General features: G+C 43.6%; 18 protein-coding genes. 9 read left to right on the plus strand and 9 right to left on the minus strand.

Annotated elements, in window-relative coordinates; all coding sequences use genetic code 11:
- Nucleotides 1–74: 74 nt before the first annotated feature.
- Both pta and ACTQ9S_RS13195 read right to left on the minus strand, forming a co-directional pair.
- On the minus strand, nt 75–2,219 hold the full coding sequence (gene pta / locus ACTQ9S_RS13190) for a phosphate acetyltransferase (protein WP_440455197.1): 2,145 nt from the start codon (nt 2,217–2,219) through the stop codon (nt 75–77).
- 100 nt (nt 2,220–2,319) lie between these two features.
- On the minus strand, nt 2,320–3,555 hold the full coding sequence (locus ACTQ9S_RS13195) for an acetate/propionate family kinase (protein ID WP_440455198.1): 1,236 nt from the start codon (nt 3,553–3,555) through the stop codon (nt 2,320–2,322).
- 741 nt (nt 3,556–4,296) lie between these two features.
- On the opposite strand from ACTQ9S_RS13195, the gene lptM reads away from it, so the two are divergent.
- The 4 genes from lptM to ACTQ9S_RS13215 all read left to right on the plus strand — a co-directional run bounded on the left by lptM (nt 4,297) and on the right by ACTQ9S_RS13215 (nt 8,518).
- Complete coding sequence (gene lptM / locus ACTQ9S_RS13200; RefSeq protein ID WP_440455199.1) at nt 4,297–4,629, plus strand: LPS translocon maturation chaperone LptM; 333 nt, start codon at nt 4,297–4,299, stop codon at nt 4,627–4,629.
- 157 nt (nt 4,630–4,786) lie between these two features.
- Nucleotides 4,787–6,142 carry a diaminopimelate decarboxylase gene (lysA, locus tag ACTQ9S_RS13205; protein WP_440455200.1) on the plus strand — a complete coding sequence of 452 codons (1,356 nt, stop codon included), beginning with the start codon at nt 4,787–4,789 and terminating at the stop codon, nt 6,140–6,142.
- A gap of 469 nt (nt 6,143–6,611) precedes the next feature.
- Nucleotides 6,612–7,499 (plus strand): diaminopimelate epimerase, encoded by an 888-nt coding sequence (gene dapF / locus ACTQ9S_RS13210; protein WP_068034066.1) that lies wholly within the window; start codon nt 6,612–6,614, stop codon nt 7,497–7,499.
- 32 nt (nt 7,500–7,531) lie between these two features.
- The gene (locus tag ACTQ9S_RS13215; protein ID WP_440455201.1) at nt 7,532–8,518 is read left to right on the plus strand and encodes a tyrosine recombinase XerC; all 987 of its coding nucleotides are present in this window, start codon (nt 7,532–7,534) and stop codon (nt 8,516–8,518) included.
- Between the two features lie 47 nt (nt 8,519–8,565).
- Here the strand turns inward: ACTQ9S_RS13215 and ACTQ9S_RS13220 are convergent, their stop codons facing one another.
- Nucleotides 8,566–9,456: a carbon-nitrogen hydrolase family protein gene (locus ACTQ9S_RS13220; RefSeq protein ID WP_440455202.1), complete on the minus strand. Its 891-nt coding sequence runs from the start codon at nt 9,454–9,456 to the stop codon at nt 8,566–8,568.
- Between the two features lie 302 nt (nt 9,457–9,758).
- Here ACTQ9S_RS13220 and rpoN point away from each other — a divergent pair, with 302 nt between their 5' ends.
- Nucleotides 9,759–11,447, plus strand: coding sequence for an RNA polymerase factor sigma-54 (gene rpoN, locus ACTQ9S_RS13225; protein WP_440455203.1), 1,689 nt, complete (start codon nt 9,759–9,761; stop codon nt 11,445–11,447).
- Between the two features lie 669 nt (nt 11,448–12,116).
- Entirely contained in the window at nt 12,117–12,497 is a 381-nt protein-coding gene (hpf, locus tag ACTQ9S_RS13230) for a ribosome hibernation-promoting factor, HPF/YfiA family (RefSeq protein WP_068034073.1), read from the plus strand.
- Nucleotides 12,498–12,605: 108 nt separating this feature from the next.
- Here hpf and thiS read toward each other — a convergent pair whose 3' ends face one another.
- The 4 genes from thiS to ACTQ9S_RS13250 all read right to left on the minus strand — a co-directional run bounded on the left by thiS (nt 12,606) and on the right by ACTQ9S_RS13250 (nt 14,955).
- On the minus strand, nt 12,606–12,806 hold the full coding sequence (thiS, locus tag ACTQ9S_RS13235) for a sulfur carrier protein ThiS (protein WP_068034075.1): 201 nt from the start codon (nt 12,804–12,806) through the stop codon (nt 12,606–12,608).
- A gap of 145 nt (nt 12,807–12,951) precedes the next feature.
- The gene (locus ACTQ9S_RS13240) at nt 12,952–13,317 is read right to left on the minus strand and encodes a DUF423 domain-containing protein (protein ID WP_068034077.1); all 366 of its coding nucleotides are present in this window, start codon (nt 13,315–13,317) and stop codon (nt 12,952–12,954) included.
- A 56-nt stretch (nt 13,318–13,373) separates the two neighbouring features.
- Nucleotides 13,374–14,237, minus strand: coding sequence for an RNA polymerase sigma factor RpoH (rpoH, locus tag ACTQ9S_RS13245; RefSeq protein ID WP_203226502.1), 864 nt, complete (start codon nt 14,235–14,237; stop codon nt 13,374–13,376).
- Between the two features lie 259 nt (nt 14,238–14,496).
- Complete coding sequence (locus tag ACTQ9S_RS13250) at nt 14,497–14,955, minus strand: sulfurtransferase TusA family protein (RefSeq protein WP_440455204.1); 459 nt, start codon at nt 14,953–14,955, stop codon at nt 14,497–14,499.
- Nucleotides 14,956–15,259: 304 nt separating this feature from the next.
- On the opposite strand from ACTQ9S_RS13250, the gene ACTQ9S_RS13255 reads away from it, so the two are divergent.
- Nucleotides 15,260–16,945 (plus strand): M48 family metalloprotease, encoded by a 1,686-nt coding sequence (locus ACTQ9S_RS13255; protein ID WP_440455205.1) that lies wholly within the window; start codon nt 15,260–15,262, stop codon nt 16,943–16,945.
- Nucleotides 16,946–17,057: 112 nt separating this feature from the next.
- Here the strand turns inward: ACTQ9S_RS13255 and ACTQ9S_RS13260 are convergent, their stop codons facing one another.
- Together ACTQ9S_RS13260 and rpsU are read right to left on the minus strand one after the other, a co-directional pair.
- Nucleotides 17,058–17,507 (minus strand): GatB/YqeY domain-containing protein, encoded by a 450-nt coding sequence (locus ACTQ9S_RS13260; protein WP_068034083.1) that lies wholly within the window; start codon nt 17,505–17,507, stop codon nt 17,058–17,060.
- A 164-nt stretch (nt 17,508–17,671) separates the two neighbouring features.
- Nucleotides 17,672–17,887, minus strand: a complete 216-nt coding sequence (gene rpsU, locus ACTQ9S_RS13265) for a 30S ribosomal protein S21 (RefSeq protein WP_010195908.1) — start codon at nt 17,885–17,887, stop codon at nt 17,672–17,674.
- 395 nt (nt 17,888–18,282) lie between these two features.
- On the opposite strand from rpsU, the gene ACTQ9S_RS13270 reads away from it, so the two are divergent.
- Both ACTQ9S_RS13270 and ACTQ9S_RS13275 read left to right on the plus strand, forming a co-directional pair.
- The gene (locus ACTQ9S_RS13270; protein WP_440455206.1) at nt 18,283–18,690 is read left to right on the plus strand and encodes a hypothetical protein; all 408 of its coding nucleotides are present in this window, start codon (nt 18,283–18,285) and stop codon (nt 18,688–18,690) included.
- 84 nt (nt 18,691–18,774) lie between these two features.
- Nucleotides 18,775–19,281 (plus strand): c-type cytochrome, encoded by a 507-nt coding sequence (locus tag ACTQ9S_RS13275; RefSeq protein ID WP_440455207.1) that lies wholly within the window; start codon nt 18,775–18,777, stop codon nt 19,279–19,281.
- Nucleotides 19,282–19,319: the final 38 nt, after the last annotated feature.

Genomic DNA, 19,319 nt, shown 5'->3' on the forward strand with positions numbered 1-19,319 from the left:
TTGAATAAAAACAGTCGGTTGAATAAAAACAGTCGGCTGAATAAAATACGGCTTTTAAGCGTGTGCTTAAATAATTAAATCAGGTCGCTATGTGCCTGAATAGCGGTCAGAGCGATGGTGTAGACGATATCATCGATTAGCGCCCCACGAGATAGATCGTTGACAGGCTTGTTTAGACCTTGGAGCATCGGACCCACACTAATGACATTGGCGCTACGTTGCACCGCTTTATAAGTAGTGTTACCCGTGTTTAAGTCTGGGAAGATAAACACGTTAGCTTGTCCAGCGACTGGCGAGTCTGGGGCTTTTTGCTTACCAACGCTCATGACCGAAGCAGCGTCATATTGCAATGGGCCATCAACAGCGAGATTGGGGGCGCGTTCGCGAACGATCTCCGTGGCGCGAGTGACTTTTTCAACGTCAGCACCCGTACCCGATGCACCTGTTGAATAGCTAATCATAGCAACTTTTGGCTCGATACCGAAGGCTGCGGCAGATTGCGCAGACTGGATAGCAATCTCAGCCAATTCCTCAGCGGTTGGGTCTGGGTTAATGGCACAGTCGCCATATACAACGACTTGCTCAGGCAACAGCATAAAGAAGATCGACGATACTAATGAGTACTGCGGTGCCGTCTTAATCAGCTGAAATGCAGGGCGTACCGTGTTGGCAGTAGTATGAATCGCACCAGAGACTAGACCATCGACTTCATCCATCTGCAGCATGATAGTGCCTAAATAAACCGTATCTTGCAGATATTCAGCAGCCACGTCTGCGGTGGTTTTACCTTTACGGCGTTCAACGACCGCCGCGATATATTTACTCATATCGAGCGTATCAGGATCGATAATTTCAAGCCCTTCTGGCAAGATTAAATTTCGATTTTTGGCAACTTGTTCGACATCTTCGCGCTTAGCCAATAGCACACAGTTTGCGATACCGCGGCTTTGGCAGATACACGCTGCCTCTACGGTACGTGGTTCCGAGCCTTCTGGCAATACCACACGCTTTTTAGCATTTTGTGCTTTTAAGACGACTTGATGACGGAAAGCTGCTGGCGATAAACGCGGTTTGTGATCACCACTGAACTGCTCTTTAATCCAGCTTAAGTCCAAATGCGCCGCTACATAACGGGTAACGTCTAACGCGCGCTCGGTATCATCACTTGGAATCTCAGCGCTCATATGCATGAGGTTCTGTACTGTCTCGTAGCTATCCGTCTCGACACTCATAACTGGAATGCCCGTTTTGAGTGCAGATTGCCATAATTCAGTGACGGTCTCGTTTGGCATGACGCCGCCCGTTAATACTAGACCTGCTAATGGAACGCCATTAATACAGGCTAGAGCCGCCGCCAATAATAAGTCATCACGGTCGCCTGGTACGACGATCAAAGTGCCACGATTGAAGACTTCATCGATACGTGCAATCGAGCGAGCCGTTAAACTAATATGATTAATTCGGCGCGATTTTGCTTCGCCAACGTTCAACCAAGTGGCATCAAGCTCAGCGGCGATATCCCAAGTACGAGGGACGGATAGCGAATCGCTAAATGGCACGACGCCAATTAAGCGAAATTGCTCAGTATCAAAATGCGGTGACAAACGCTGCACTTCTTGAATGAAGCTCTTATCAAGGGTAAAGACAGCTTCACCAGGAGCAACTGGTTGGTTCTCAAAGGTGTTCGGCACATCGACGCGCATCAAGATACACCCTAAGGTACGCTCGCTTGCGATACCGCCAAACTCACGCGCATGCATATCAAGCTTATCAGCAAGATGGGCAGGGTTTTTGGTATCAGCCGTACTGACGAAGATGATTTTGGCATCAAGTGCATGGGCGATAGCACGGTTAATTTGCGCGGCATAAGAGGCTTCAGTCGTCGAGACCAAGCCTTCGCAGATGACAACATCCTGATCACCGCCAATAGTGTGATAATTAATGACCACTTCTTCCATCAAGTCATCAAGGTTACCATCACCAATCATACGCTCAACGCGCTGACGGTTGATAGACTTAGGCGGGGTTAGGCCAAACGCATGCATGGTCAATGCGCTTGAGCTGTCCAAGCTATTTTGTTTATCGAGCGTATCATCTTGCAAAAAAGGCTTCATAAAGCCAGCTTTGATACCGTTATAATCTAATGCGCGGATCAGGCCTAGTGCCGCTGATGTCACACCGATACCGCGACTGATAGGAACAAGTAATATGGTTTGCATAGCGTATCCTACTATTTATTTATTATATCCTTAAGGAGGTTTATTAAATCCTTTAGGAAGTCATAAAAAGCGCTTACTTCTCGTAGAAGCAGTCTCCTTTTTAAGCAAGGCCTAGCGCTAGGCGGGTCTCTTGCGCAATACGGCACTCTTCATCGGTTGGCACAACCCAAAGCTCAATGCTGCTATCATCGCTATGGAAGCTACCTTCGCTACCACCGACTAGGCTTGCGTTTTTGTCGGCATCAAACTTAATACCGAAATGACGCATGACATCTAAGATGCGTGCACGAGTAGTTTTTGAGTTTTCACCAATACCACCAGTGAAGACAATACCAGTAAAGTCAGGTAGCGCACAGCTTAGGCTGGCTAGATATTTACCAACGCGATAACAGAACATCTCAATGGCAAGCTGCGCATCTTTATGGCCTTCGTTGGCCGCTTCCTCGATGGTACGTAAGTCATTAGATAATCCTGAGATACCGAGCAGACCACTTTCGCTGTTGAGCATCTTATCAATCTCTTCTAAGCTCAAACCAAGCTGACGCTTTAGATGAATATGTAAGCTTGGATCAACATCACCGCTACGCGTACCCATCATCAGGCCTTCAAGCGGTGTTAGTCCCATACTGGTATCCAAGCTTTTGCCATCATAGACGGCGGTCGCAGAGCAACCATTGCCTAAGTGTGCGGTTAACCAACCATGAGGGCCTTTGGCATCTGTAATCTGGGTAGCACGTTCTGAAACGTAAGCATGCGAAGTACCATGGAATCCATAACGACGAATTTTGTGGTCTTCATATAATGATTTCGGCAGCGGATAACGGAAGGCAACTGGCGGCATAGTTTGGTGAAAGGCGGTGTCAAATACGACGACTTGTGGAATTTCAGGATAGATAGCTTGCACAGCTTCAATGCCAAGCGCGTTGGCAGGATTATGTAGCGGTGCTAATACTTTTAGGCGTTTTACTTCTGATAGCACATGCTCGTTCACACGAACAGCTTCTGAATATTCACGGCCACCATGAACCACGCGATGACCGACTGCAATGAAGTGATACTGCTCAAGTAGCTCAAGGATTTTTTGTAAGGCTAATTCATGACGACCACCTGCAATGGCAATTTCAAGCTTTTTGCCATCTAACGTATTGTGTTTAATACGGGCAGTATCCAGACCTAGGTTTTCGGCCAGACCAGTGATACGGGTTGATTCATCTTCGCTGATTAGTGCATATTTGATAGAAGACGAACCACAGTTAAGTACCAAGGTGGGGTTAGTCAATGTTGATGTCGTAGTATTTTCATCGTTAAAAGCGGGATTAATGGCGCTGTCGCTCATGCTCTATCCTTAGATTATTTTTAATGAGGAGGTGTTGCTATGTTTACCAAGCAAGTAGTGAATCAATAAGATTACCACTCGTTGAACAAACACAAACTAGCTACACCTATGTTGACACCTGTCAAACAAGAAGGTCGCTGATTTGCTGATCATCCTGGGCTATAATTTTCTGTGTTTCGTATGCTAGCGTATCTGTGAGCTACACGTTAAAGCATTATTACAGCCATACGGTCTGAATATAATGTAACACATTCTTAGTACTACACCACGATAACTATAAGGTTAAAGATTGGCGCTCGTCAAGGCACTACAACAACTGTTCACCGAGTACAGTTATAGGGCTTCAGTTGCTATAGCAAGTGCTATAAAGGCAGGTTTAGTAGTAATCAAAATTGTAAGAAAGTTTGTCAGTACAACTCTAAACGTCTCTTTTAACCACTTTTTAAATATTAAAGCTGAGAATAACTAACGTGGTACAAACTAGAAATAATCGAAAAGATAGATGTAAATTAAGCTTATATTTTAGGTTGATTTGGACAAAAAATAGATAAAATTGTCAGTCAATAAAACTCAAGGCGAGCACAGCTTTACTGAATAATGCTATGATTGGAGCGTGCTGAATTTACACGACTTTTAGTCAGCAGCAGTTAGCATTTTTTTACTTATAATTCTTCGTTTATAACGAGTCACTTATAGCTATCCTTTGTATAGCATCTTCACCGTTGCAAGGTCATCTGCCATATGTTTACTATACGCCGCTTTTTAGATACTAAACGCATTCAAAATTTATCTACCAACTCTGGTCGTCATGCTATCTGGACTTTGATGATTAGCAGCGCTGTTATGCTTGGATTGTCGGGTTGCGGACAAAAAGGGGATCTTTATATAGCAGCGCCGAGTAGTCAGACGGTTGCAGGCAATGCAGAGTTGCCAACCTCAGATCAACTAGATAGCACCAGCCACCCACAAGATGCTGCCTTTGCTACTATCGATGATGACAACTATGACAAGAGTCGTTATTTAGAGCAGCAGCAAGTGCTGCCCGCTGCCAGTGACGATCCCAACGATTACTAGTTTTATTTTTTCCAATGACTCATTTTCCAATGACGACTTTAATAGTGAAGTTCTATTCCTTTTGAACTTAAGTCTTTTGAAATTAACACTTTTAAGCTTAAATCTTTTAAATTAATGCTTTCAAAATTGATAACCTGATTAGATTAGAGAACCCGATATGAGCGATTCTGAATTACAAGCCGACTGCGTAACTATCCATACTGAGCAAGGAATGTATGTTGATCCTACTGCCTTAACCGCCCATCTACCTGAACTGCACTATAACCAAGATGAGTTATGGATGGAGAAGGTAAGTATTAATGAGTTGGTAGAGCGCTACGATACGCCATGCTACGTATACTCACAGCAGGCAATACTTGATGTGTATCAGGCCTATAGCGACAGCTTTGCGGCGATTGATCATCAGATTTGCTATGCGGTAAAAGCAAACTCAAACCTTGCTGTGTTAGGGGTGCTCGCGGCAGCAGGCGCAGGATTTGATATTGTCTCGCGCGGTGAGCTTATGCGCGTATTGGCAGCAGGTGGACAAGCCGACAAAGTCGTGTTTTCAGGAGTTGGCAAAACGAAAAGCGATATTGAATATGCATTAACCCAAGGTATTGGCTGCTTCAACGTTGAGTCTATTAGTGAATTAACATTAATTAATGAGGTAGCGCAGCAACTTGATAAGCGTGCACCGATATCGCTACGGGTCAATCCCGATGTCGATGCCAAGACCCATCCCTACATCTCAACTGGTCTAAAAGACAATAAGTTTGGCATTGCCCATGAGCAAGCGGTAGCGGTGTATGAGCAGGCTACTGGTTTATCGCATATCGATATCGTTGGAATTGACTGCCATATTGGCTCACAATTAACGGAAGTCGAACCCTTTATTGCTGCTTTAGATAAAGTCATTGAGCTGGTGCATAGCTTGCGCGAAAAAGGTATTGAGCTGCGTCATATTGATTTGGGCGGTGGCTTAGGAGTGCGTTATATTGATGAATCGCCAGTTTCTATCCATGACTTTGCACAAGCCTTATTACCAAAACTAATTGAGCTTGGCAAGACAGTGTTCTTTGAGCCGGGTCGCAGTATGGTTGCCAATGCGGGTATTTTGCTTACCCGTGTTGATGTGCTAAAGCCTACGGAGCATAAGAACTTTGCCATTGTTGATGCCGCGATGAATGATTTGATTCGTCCAGCGCTGTATCAAGCTGAAATGGCCGTCATTCCCAACGTATTACCTAATAAAGGTATCGATACGGATGGCACCCAGCCTTGGGATATCGTGGGTGCAATTTGTGAGACTGGAGATTTCTTAGCAAAAGACCGTCTACTGTCACTCGCAACTGGCGACATTTTAGCAATTACGGGGGCAGGGGCTTATGGCTTTACCATGAGCAGCAACTATAATTCACGTCCGCGTGCAAGTGAAGTCATGGTTGCAGGGGATAGCCATCAGCTGATTCGCAAACGTGAAACTGCTGAGGCACTATATGCAGATGAAATGCTTTGGCAAAATGAACAATAATATAAATGCGCTTTAAAAAGAATATCCTACTGCTGGAACCAATTTTTTGAAGCAATAGAACTGGTTTAATGGAACTGGCTTTTTGCATAGGTAATACTGACTGTTAAATAACAACCCATTGTTGTCATGACAATGGGTTTTTTATGGCAATATTTATAGTAATTATTATAGGAGCTATTAGATTGATTATCATAGTATGGTCAGTCCTAAATAAAAGAAGTACATAAATTATAATGCACTACTGGAATAAATTTTCCTTGCTTGCTGTGCCTACGCAGACAGAGGCTGCGCAAAATTTATCTCAGTAGTGCTGTATTTATTTTATAGTGGATCTACTATAGTCGCCATAGTATCTATAATTAACGGTTTTAGTAGGATTCATACAGTCTCTGGCTCGCTGATAGTTATCATTGTATCTGACAGCATGCTAATATAACGGATACATAAAAATAGAATAGGACACAAGGATATGCTAATAGAATTTACCAAGATGCATGGTCTGGGCAATGATTTTATGGTCATCGATTTGGTGACCCAGCGCTTAGAGTTGACCAAAGAATTGGTACAGTTATTGGGTGACCGTCATTTAGGTATCGGCTTTGATCAGTTGCTTGTCGTCGAGCCGCCGATGCGTCCGGATGTTGATTTTAGCTATCGTATTTTTAATACCGATGGTACAGAGGTTGAGCAGTGCGGTAATGGAGCGCGCTGTTTTGCCCGTTTTGTCCAAGCGCGTAAGCTATCATTTAAGCAGCGCCTGCGGGTCGAGACAGCCAGTGGTATTATTTCTCTGACGACGGACCGTTATGGCTGGGTAGAAGTCGATATGGGTAAGCCCAAGTTTGCGCCGGATGAGATTCCATTTACCCCTAGAGCGACGACTAAGATTCAAAATGCCTATCATTTAGATGTAAATGGTACGCCTGTGCAGCTTTACGTGGCCAATATGGGCAACCCGCATGCTGTCATCAAAGTCGACGATGTACTTGACGCTGAAGTCGAAACCTTAGGCAAGGCCATTGAATCGCATCCGGCATTCCCAGATCGAGTCAATGTAGGCTTTATGCAAATCATGAATCAGCGTCATATTCGCTTGCGTGTCTATGAACGCGGTGTCGGTGAGACCCAAGCATGTGGCACTGGGGCGTGCGCAGCGGTTGCGATTGGCATACGTGAAGGTTGGCTTGATGAAGGCGAAGATGTGCGCGCGCAGCTATATGGCGGTAGCATGATTATCCGCTGGCAGCCCGGTTACTCAGTCATGATGACGGGTCCAACCGCCTTTGTTTATGAGGGCGTATTTAGTCCAGATGGCTTAATGGCGCAAGCAGGTATCAAGCCCAGCCCTGCCAATTAAACAAGCTGTATTTTTAGCGTTAAGGGCAACGCATGTCTCGCATGGATAGTCATACTTATAAGCAGGCGCAGTCTATAGAGTTGGATGAACCATTACGTGAGCTGTTGTCACCTGTCCACCGATGGCTAAATACTTTGGCTGTGCGCAATCACTCTGTGCATACCTTGACGGCTTATTTTGCTGGATTAAATCAGTTGGCGTTATTCTTACGTGGTAAGAAGCTGACGTGGACACGCTGTGATAAACGCCAGCTGGCTCAGCATATTGGTCAGCGCCTTGATGAAGACAAGCTTGCGCTTGCTAGCGTACAGCAAGAGCTGTCAGCTATTCGGCACTTTTATGGCTGGATGATTGAAGAGGATTTGGCACGTATCAATCCAACCACTGGCTATCAGTTAAAGCGTAGTCCTAGACCCTTGCCATCTATTGCTGATGTGGATTTACTTACCCAATTGCTTGATCAAGAGATGCCCAATACGCCTGAGCAGGCACGCTTGTGGTTGCGTGATAAAGCGATGTTTGAATTACTATACAGCAGTGGGCTGCGGGTAGGTGAGTTGGTGGCGCTTGATGTCACCGACGTAGATTTGTCCGATTTGCGTGTGCGGGTCACGGGTAAGGGTAATAAGACCCGTCTAGTACCATTGGGTGCTAAAGCTGCTGCTGCTATCAATCGTTATCTGCCGCATCGAAATCTATGGGTGGAGCAACAAGACAGCGCTTTATTTATCAGTGAGAAACTGGGCACTCGATTATCAACGCGCGCCGTACAGCAGCGTCTGAAAATAGCAGCAACGCGGGCTGGCATTGCACAAAACCTGTATCCGCATCTATTACGCCATTGTTTTGCTTCACATATGCTCTCAGGTAGTGGCGACTTGCGCGCCGTACAAGAGATGCTAGGCCATAGTGATATCAGTACCACGCAGATCTATACACATGTGGATTTTGCTAAGTTAACCCAAGTCTATGACCGTGCCCATCCGCGCGCCACACACAGTCAAAATGAGAAAGATTAGCAGTGGTGTTAAGCCAGACGTTAACTTATGCTAAACGATGACGTTGATTATGCTAAGCGATGGCACTGAAAAATAGGCAGTTTTTGCCGTGCTTGCTCTTGAACATGCTTGTCTAAGTCAGCGAATACTAACGCATAGTTTTTATCTTGAGTTTGACTATTTAGATTACTGTCATCATAACTGTCCTTGACGGTACCATCAAAAGCAGCAATGGCTGCATGTCCCCACGTCTGGCGGATACTGCCATTTTTATAAGTATGATCACCGCCTTGCGCCGCTCCAACTACCATACATTGACTGTCCAAGGCGCGAGCTTGCAACAGTAGCGACCAATGCGCCTGTCCCGTCAAATACGTAAAAGCAGAAGGAGCGCTTAATATATCTGCTCCAGCTTGACGCAGACGCTGAGCAAGCGCTGGAAAACGTAAATCAAAACACACCATCATCCCTAATTGATAAATCGAGTCGTTTGTTTCAATCGGAGCGACTACCGTCTGTGTCCCTGGCTCAAATGTCGCCGCTTCGTTGTAGCTGCCTTGCTTATCGGCGACGGTTGCGGTAAACAGGTGAATCTTGTCATAGCGTGCGACCTGCGTCCCATCAGGGCCAAACAGCTGACTGACTTGGCGCAAACGTCCATCAGGTACGATAACCCCATCTGGACGATAAGAGCAGGGTAGAGAGCCTGCTAGTAAGTGGACATTATTTGCACGCGCATAATCTGCTAAGGTGGCAGATAGGGACTCAAAGCGCTCAGCGGTTGCAAACTGCTGCCCCATGCTACAGCAGTTCTCAGGTAACACTACAAGCTGCGCCCCTTGCGCACTGGCATCATCAATAGCAGACTTTATAGTAGCAAGGTTAGCATCGATGTCTTGCTGGCTATTCATTTGTACGCCAGCGACGGTAAGTTTATGATTGTGCGTGCTGTTATTCATATATTTATTCTCAGTTATTGTTTTAAGATATAAATTATCATAGCAAAATTGCTGCAAAAAATGCTATCGTCATTACTCAATGTAGTGGTACTTCAAGTAGTTGTACTGCAAGTTACTACGAACAAGAAAAATAATTTAATCTTATCCAACTCGCTCAGATTAACGCTCTTAGTGCTTGTATTTGTTTTGCCAGCTATTTTAATTTTTGCAAATAGTATAAGCTTATAGAAACCTTACTAGTTCTCAGTGAACAGTTAACCCATATAACCAAAGCAATATCATTGGAGTGTAATACACCAGCTATGAGTATGTCGTTTGGATTGGCGACCGCGCTAACTACCTCCCAAAAGCTAACCCCGCAGATGCAGCAAGCTATCAAATTGTTGCAGCTCTCTAGTCTTGAGCTTGCACAAGAGGTACAGGCCAAGCTGGATAGCAATCCATTACTCGAGCGCGTCGAGGAAGATGAGTATGGAGAGAGTGGTGATGAACTCGCTGACGATCTAGATGAACATTTAACGCTTGAGATGTGGAATGGCGATAGCGAAATTGGCGTATCTACTGATTTATCGGATTCATCAGCTACCGATGATGCTTTTGATTATGACACTGCCGAATATGACGACACATTCAACGATAGCTTAGATAAATTGCAACAGGCAAATATTGATGGCAGTGCTATGGATAATACTGCGATAGACAATGACTATCAAAGCAATGATTATCAAGGTACAGATAGCGATGGAAGCTATAGCAGCTATGATCTTGGTAGCTTTAGTGGCAGTAGCGCAGCAGCAAGCGCAGATTATGATAAACTTGACGATTATCAAGGGAGCACCAGTACTAGTATTCAAGACTATGTACGCTGGCAGCTTAATTTTAAACGTCTTTCAGAGACAGATACCTTGATCGCAGAGTATCTCATGGATTCGATGGATGACATGGGTTTTGTGCAGTTAGATATTGACGAGTTGCTAAAAAGTCTAGAGACAATGGCAAGTTTTTATCAATGGGATGACCATATAGAGCGCGATGAGATAGAAGTGGTACTGCGCATTATCCAATCTTGTGATCCATTAGGCGTAGGCGCACGTAATTTAAGCGAATGTCTCGCTATTCAATTGGCTAAGCTTGACCCTGACACTGCATACCTCAAGCATGCACAGGCCTTGCTGTCTGCTAGCGAGCATTTGGTTAGCAATAATATTAAAGCATTAACCGATACTACTGGCTTGTTATCTGCACACATTACCCCCGCACTTAGCCTATTACGCACATTGAACCCCGCGCCAGGCCTATCATTTCAAAGCAGTCAGCCTGATTACACTCAGCTGCCTGCAAGCTACGATATCCCTGATGTATTAGTGACCCCAATACGTCGCACCTCTAACGGTAAAACACCAGATGGTGGCTGGCATGTACGTCTCAATCCGGCTACCTTACCGAAACTACGAGTTAATCAAGAGTATGCAAACCTAGTCAAGCGTGGCGATGATAGCTCCGACAATCAGTATTTACGTGAAAACCTTACAGACGCACGACTATTTATTCGTAGTATCGAGGAGCGTAATCAAAACCTGCTTAAAGTTGCGACCAGTATCGTACGCCGTCAAGATGAGTTTTTGCAATATGGTGCTACAGCTATGCAACCTTTAATATTAAAGGATGTCGCTGCTGAAGTTGACCTACACGAATCTACAGTGTCGCGTTTGACCACCAGTAAGACGATTCTAACTCCGCAGGGACTGTTTTCGCTCAAGCATTTCTTTTCGTCACACGTTAGCAGTAGTGATGGGGATATTTCTTCGACCGCTATCAGTGCCATGATTAAGCAGCTTATCAATGACGAGAATCCAAAAAAGCCTTTGTCCGATAGCCGTATCCAAACCCAGCTACTCACTGACGGTATAGATATCGCGCGACGTACCGTTGCCAAATATCGAGAAGCAATGAATATTAGCTCCTCCACGCAGCGCAAACAAAAATACTAGCCGCTAATAATACTAGGGTGTGTCCTCAATCTGCACGAGTGAACCTCTAATGGGCTAAAAATGGCTATATTTCCGTCACTCTTTGAAAGTTTCTAGACAATATGTTCATATTCTCTGCAAAATTTCCTTTGATTGACAAAAATCTATCTCATTTTTATTGCCATTACCAAAATGAGGACACGCCCTAAAAGTCGTAATATTGCAGATTATAATACTAACAATCACCATGCCCAAGACTATTTAAAATTTATAGATAGTCTTTGCTGAAATTGTAGCCAGATTCTGTCGACCAAGCTTTATACAGTAGTAATTAGCCAGAAATACCAGCAGCCCGTAGAAACAATTGGCATCTACTAGAAAGATAACTATATTCGTTTATATAAATAAAAAATAAAAAGTCCCAATTATATATAATTAAGAAAAGAACAACAGCTATGATTACATTTAGTTACAATATAGCGTCTTGCTACTCGTCAGTTTTCATGACAAATTAGAGGTATATCAATAATAAATATTAAGAGGTTTATCTATATTATTAATATGTGGTGACAAACGGATATGCCACAGAATATATGAAGAATCAATTGGTGTTATTGATGAGGCAAGGTGGCAAAGGCAGGAGTGCCGACCCATCTGTTGACTATAAGTAATAAATATAAGGATCAGCATATGAATATTTCTATCAGTGGTCACCATATCAGCGTAACCGATGCAATGAACACAGCTGTACGCGATAAGCTTGAGAAAGTAGAGCGTCACTTCGATCAGATCCAAAGTATTCAAGTGATACTGTCACTAGATAATAGTGGAGCGAACGATGGTGGTAAAAAGAGCCATAAGGCTGAAGCCATCATACGTGTATCAGGGAAAGAGATGTTCGTCCAAGCTTGCGACGATGATATGTATAAAGCCATTAATGAGATGGCAGACAAGCTCGATAGACAAGTGCGTAAATATAAAACTCGTCAAGAAGCTAAGAAGACTCAAGGCGCTGGGCGTGATGGACGTTATGAAGACATACTAGGGGCTGAAGCTGCTCCAGCTATTTAGAAAAACTAGTATTCAACAAAGAAAATATAAATAAAACGTTAACAATAAAAAGACCTCAACATGTTATGTGTTGAGGTCTTTTTAGGTTTGAGATATTTGATATAAAAGTTAGCCACCACCGACTGCTTGTACTACTTCAATACTCATACCTTCAACAATACGTAACTGTCCAAGTTCACTTTTTGGGATTAGCTCACCATCGACTTCAACTGCATAGCGACCAGTACTCAATCCCAGTTCATTAACGACTAACTGTACGGTCTGATGAGTAGTTTGTAAAGTTCTGCCATTAACATGAATAGTGCTCATAATATTTGCTCCCTCAAAAATGATGATTTGTATCAATAGCTATTCAGCTTATCGTTTTAAGACAATGCTTTAGAGCTAAGCTTCAAGGCAATGCTTCAAGCTCTTGTTTTAAAACAAGATAGCTCTATAGTTATCTGACCATTCGCTATTTGTCCATGCGAAACGCAGTCACTGCCAGCCATAACCAACCCGCTATCAATAATACGCCACCAATAGGCGTAATAGCGCCAAACCAGCGCGGTGCCCCTAGAGTCATCGCAAACAAGCTACCAGCAAAAATAACAATACCAATTTGCAGTAACCAAGCGGTGGTTTGAGTCGCATAATTCAAGCGAATCAGGAGTCCAACGAGTAATAGACCTAGTGCATGAATAAATAGATACAACGTTGCCGTATGCCACCATGCCAGCTCTTGAGCATTGACCATATTTTTGATGGCATGAGCTCCAAAAGCACCTAAGGCGACAGCGATAGCAAGGTTAATCGCTGCAATACCTATCCAATTTAACATTACACAACTCTTATTATAGATTATCTATCAATGTTGTTAATGGCACGTCCGGCTATTTACTGAACATCATCAGGCAAAATTACACTCTCAATAGTCATTGCATCGCGGATTTTGTCCATTGCATTTTTCTCAATTTGGCGCACCCGTTCTGCTGAGATAGAGTAGACAGCTGCTAATTCGTGCAAGGTAGACTTCTGTTCTGTCAACCAGCGCTGCTCGACGATATCACGTGAGCGATCATCTAAGGTATCCATTGCCGCAATCAGTGCTGATGAGTTGTTCTCTTCCCAATCAGATTCTTCTACCATCTCGGCAGGATCGATACCATCTTCCAAGAATAACTGCGGAGCATAGCGTCCATCATCATCGTCACTTGATTGAGTCTCAAACGATGCATCGTATGAAGTCAGTCGCGACTCCATCTCCAAGACTTGCTTACGCGTGACATTCAAATCATTGGCGATAGCGTCTGCTTCTTCTAACGTTAGCTGGTTATTGGTCTTTTTTAGACTACGTAAATTAAAGAACAATTTGCGATGGGCTTTGGTTGTCGCAACTTTGACAATACGCCAGTTACGAATCACAAATTCATGAATCTCAGCTTTTATCCAATGGACAGCAAAGGATACCAAACGTACGCCTTTATTTGGGTCGAAGCGCTTAACTGCTTTCATCAACCCCAAGTTACCTTCTTGAATTAAATCAGCCTGTGGTAACCCATAACCCGAATAGCTACGGGCAATATGAATGACAAAACGTAGGTGCGACATAACGAGCAAGCGTGCAGCCTCGACATCACCTTCATCATAATAGCGATGGGCAAGCTCTTGCTCTTGAGTAGGCGTCAAAATTGGAATTTGATGTACAGTATTAATATACGCACCCAAATTCACTCCAGGTGCAGACAGGTGAGTGGGCATCGCGGGTACTAAATCACGTGTGCTGGTATCTTCTAAGGCACTAGCATCGTAAGGAGGGCGCTGTGCGGCAGCATTAAGTGCTGCTTCACGTGCGGCGTTTTTTTCAGTACCAGCACTGTTTTGCGTCTTTTTCGTTGTCGACGATTCAGTAGAAGGAGTAGCCATATTCTTGACCTTGATTAAATAGGTAAGCAAATATTAAATGAGCAAATATTCAGATAAAAATCTTTATTGTCTTAATTGTAAAGGATAGCGACGCTTAGTTGCTATCGGTTTTGGTAATGATGAAGTGAAATATTGTATCGGACGGCTCTGATAAGGTGTTGTCAGCAGTTTGCGGCTTGGTCATCTGGTTAATTGTCAACAGTAACTGATTATCGCCATCCATTTGGTGAGTTTGCTGACAGAAAGCAGTAATATCTGCTTGAGAGTTAGGATCAGTTGCCACAACATACAATGACTCACCACTCGCCACATTACGCAGTGCTACTTTAGTTTTTAGTAGCGGCATTGGACAAGCAAGACCGCGTCCATCTACCATGTTTTTTATCCTAACAATCGGTTGAACATCGTCTATAACATCTGTCATCTGAATGTCACTAATACAGTCCGTCGGTAATAAACGTAGTAAGGACGCAATCGTATGCTGCTCAGTATTAGATAAGGTTTGCTGTAAATATACATGATAAGGTATATACAAATGGCTTTCAGCGGACATAGACGAAACCCTTAAACTCTTAGTTATTGATAGTTAGGTTTTAAGACTTAACGTATAAAGATGACGTGAGATCATGGATATATTATAACAAATAGCTGCTTAGCAAATGCAGTTGAATATAGTCATCGTCATGATTGGCCTACTAGAATTACCATGATGGATTCATTAGAGTGACATAATCATGTTGCACAATGGTGACGCTCGCCTAGATATTGGTAGCCAATACCACGCTAGAATTGACGTTATGCAGACAACCTCGTATAGTCAAAAAACAATGATATGGCCGATAGCATAGGATGCGCATTTGAACTATTTACATAGCTCTTTGATCACTGACTTCCCAACAACCAACTATGCAAATAACAAACAGCATACTAGGGTTTGGCCTCAATCACATCAGCGTTCAACGTTTCGATATGTAGGTCTGTTTGTACTGTTAGCAATTGCCAGTAACCATAGCTATGCTGCGCCTACTGCTATGCAACAATCGGCAACACCATTGGCATTGGTGACTAATCCGGTCTATGGCTCATGGCAGACTTCAAAATCTGATGAACTAGAGCTGCCAAATTTGCAGGGTCAGGGGTTAAGCTTTGCAGATCAATATCAAAATAAAATAATAGGTGAGTGGTCACTTCAAAATATCAATGGCCGCGTCAAGATGGAGCATGATCCTTGGATTCAAGAAACCGTCAAAAACATGACATGGCGGCTCAATGCACAAGCGCGGCAGCAAGCACCATTAGCATTAGTCATTATTGATAATCCTAGCATCAACGCCTTTGCTGCACCCGGCGGAGTCATTGGCTTGAACACGGGTACTATCTTAGCGGCCAGTAGTATGGATGAACTAGCAAGCGTAGTGGCTCATGAGGTCGCCCATGTTAGCCAAAGGCATTATGAAAATGGTGCAGATGAGAAGAGAAAAGCCATGCTGATGCAGATAGGTGGCATGTTAGCAGCCATTGCTGCTTCAACTGCTGATGGTGATGCGGCGGCCGCTGTAATGATGGGTAGTCAGACCGCTGCTATGAATAGCAGCATGGCTTTTAGTCGTAATAATGAACGCGAAGCTGATCGGGTAGGGATGCAAATTATGACCCAAGCTGGCTATGACCCACGAGCGATGCCAAGATTCTTCGGTACGATGAATCAGCAAAGCCAGCTCAATCAAGTTGCCAATCGCTTCTTACCAAGCTTTGTACGCTCACATCCACTTAGTAACGAACGTCTAAGTGAGTCGCAAAGTCGTGCTCAACGTTATCCCTCGTTATCATTAACTCAGCAGCAGCGCCATCAAGCACTATTTGATCTCCTTTACTGGCGAGTAAAAACCACTGGTAAGCATGCCTCTGAGACAGAGTTAACCACGGCTGCTAAGAACAGCGTGGGAGCAAAATTGGCTTTAATGCATTGGTACGGCGAACATCAGCGTTTTGATGAGGCTAATGACATAATGGCGCAGCTTACGGCATTACCCGCAGACCAGCGGCAAACGTTGGAGCCCTTATTGTCTATTACTCATAGCCAAGTGCTCACTGAGCAGAATAAATGGGCGCAAGCAGCTAAAGTACTGGCAGCTCAGCAACGTCTCTATCCTGAGCGCCGCGATTTGCGTCTATATTTAGCAGAAGCGCTAACCAATAGTAATCAGCCGACCCAAGCACAAGCGCTACTCAAATCTCTTACCCAGCAGCAGCCAAGTGATCGCTATGCATGGCAAAGTTTACAACTGGCCAATGAAAAGCTAGCCAAAACCACTGCATCACCGCAGGTTGCACGTATAGCTACGATTAATGCGCTGCGTTATCGCAGTCATGACCAGTTGTGGAATGGGCGTTACGACTCAGCACTCACCTCATTGACGCAAGCAAAACAGCTAACCAAGCAACTGCAAGCTAGTGCACAAAGCAGTAGTGCCCGTCCATTACTAGCAAGTATCGAGCAGGAAATTAAAAACGTAAAAACCGCCAAAGACTATAAGCCTTAGGCGGTATGTTTATACGTTTTGAGCGCTGCAGTTTTTGATATGAAATCTACTACGATGCTTTAGTTGCGATCCTCTAGTTACGATGCTTTAATTGCAATATTTTAACTGGCAATTAACCTTGTAGCGCATCTTTTACTAGCTTTGAGATGAGTGCAGGATCAGCACGGCCAGCAGTTTTATTCTTAAGTACGCCCATTACACTACCCATATCGCGCATAGATGTTGCGCCTTGTGCCGCGATTTCTGCATTCACTAAGGCAGCAAGTTCGGCATCATCCATCTGCTTAGGCATGAATTCATTAATAATATCAATCTCGAACTGCTCTTTGGTAGCTAGGTCATCACGGTTATTTTCAGTAAAAATAGTCAATGACTCTTGGCGCTGTTTTAATTGCTTTTGTAATACTTCTAGAACGCCTGCATCATCAAGCTCAGTCTGACGATCAATCTCGATTTGCTTGATAACTGCTTGTACGTTACGTAAGACTTTAACGCGCTCAATCTCACGCGCTTTCATTGATGTTTTAATATCGTCTGATAAAGTCTGTTTAAGTTGGCTCATTGTTATTATTCCTTGTTCGTTAAATTTTAGGCTGATGAGATTTTCACTTCAAGTCTGTATCGTTAGCAGCAATAACAAAAATTGTAGCATAAAAAACGCCACTGATATCAATGGATAACAGTGGCGTTAGTGTAGCGCTGGTACTTAACTAATCGTATTATTGATTAGTACATACGAGTGGTACGAATAGTTTCGCGTTGTAACTTTTTCTTATAACGCTTTACAGCAGCAGCTTTTTTGCGCTTGCGTACTTGCGTTGGTTTTTCATAAAACTCACGCTTACGTACATCTGACAATACACCAGCTTTTTCACAAGCGCGTTTGAAACGACGGATAGCGATATCAACTGGTTCGTTTTCTTTAACCTTAACTGCAGGCATGAAGACTCCTTGATTAGGATGAGATATAAAGGCATTAGTTTGGCTGTATATTAGTATTTAGCCGTAATATCTCAAGATTACAGGCATCAGCTCAAACTAGGATAATCTTGCGCATTAACACAAGGGCAGGTATTTTAATAAAAAATGGCTGTAAAGTCAATGCTTTTAGTGCATCTGCCTATGTGTATTATTAGGCGAGATAAGCCATGAATACAGCTTCTATACGTATTTTAAATCCTGATAAATGTGTTTAGAGCTTAATAAACCTATAAAAAGTAAATGAATAAAAAATCCCTACTGTCTATAACGGTTTGGTTTGAGTTTATGCTATGATAATTTCCATATAGTAGTAAGCATATTCAAGTCGATGTGTCCATTTTATTAAGGGTGTTGGAATGAAGAAAACAGTACTAAATATGGCTTTAAGCACAGCATTTATTGTCACTCTTGGGTTTGGCATTACTGCCTGTAGTAGTGATAAAGAAGGTGAGTCACATGAAGTGATGGCAGTAGATCGCGTTGATGAAGCCGCTGAGCTTGCTCGCAAAAATGCTCCTGAAGCTGAAGATATGGAATTTCCAGAAACAGCTCCAATGCCAGTGGCTGAAGCCGATGGTACAGTAGTAGATGGTGCGGAAACAGAAGGCGCTGCAACTGCTGAAGCAGCAACGACTGATACTGCTATGGCAGAGACTACGGCTACTGACAGTGCTAATACAGATGCGGCAGTCGCTGATAGTGCAGGTATGCCAGCTGCTGATACGACTGCAACCACTACTGCAGCCGAACCAGCTACGAATTAATAGCGGTTAAGTTTCCCATCAGTCTGTAGTTTATGCGCTGTAATTGGCAGCCACTAACATGAAATATCGAGTAGAGGTGTGATCATGATTAATAAAAAACAGCGTATGAATAAATTAGCCTTATCTGCAATCAGTTTGAGTGCGTTACTGACACTTAGCGCTTGTAGCGGTGATAATACGCCTACCGAAGAGACTGCTGCTGTCAATGAACCTGCCGATACAACCGTAGTGGTAGATGAAGCGCCTATAGTAGAGCCTGAAGTGATTACGCCTGAACCTGTTGTAGAGCCTACCGATACAGTAGTTGAAGAAGTCGCACAAGAGGTTGCTGCAGAGCCTGAGGTGTTGGCTGCTGATGCAGGTGCTAAGTTATATGAGACCAATTGCAAAGTCTGTCATGAGAGCGGCTTACTTGATGCGCCCAAATATGGCGATAAGGCTGCATGGGCACCGCGTCTTACTAAAGGCACAGAGACGCTACACATGCACTCAGCTAAAGGCTTTAATAAAATGCCAGCTCAAGCCACTGATAAGGTAAGTGAAGCTCAAGTCTATGCAGCTGTTGATTATATGATCGCAGCAGTGAGCTGATATTGGTTATTAGAATATATTAACTATTGAAATTTGCT

The sequence above is a fragment of the Psychrobacter sp. ASPA161_9 genome, assembly GCF_051970275.1.
Lineage (GTDB): Bacteria > Pseudomonadota > Gammaproteobacteria > Pseudomonadales > Moraxellaceae > Psychrobacter.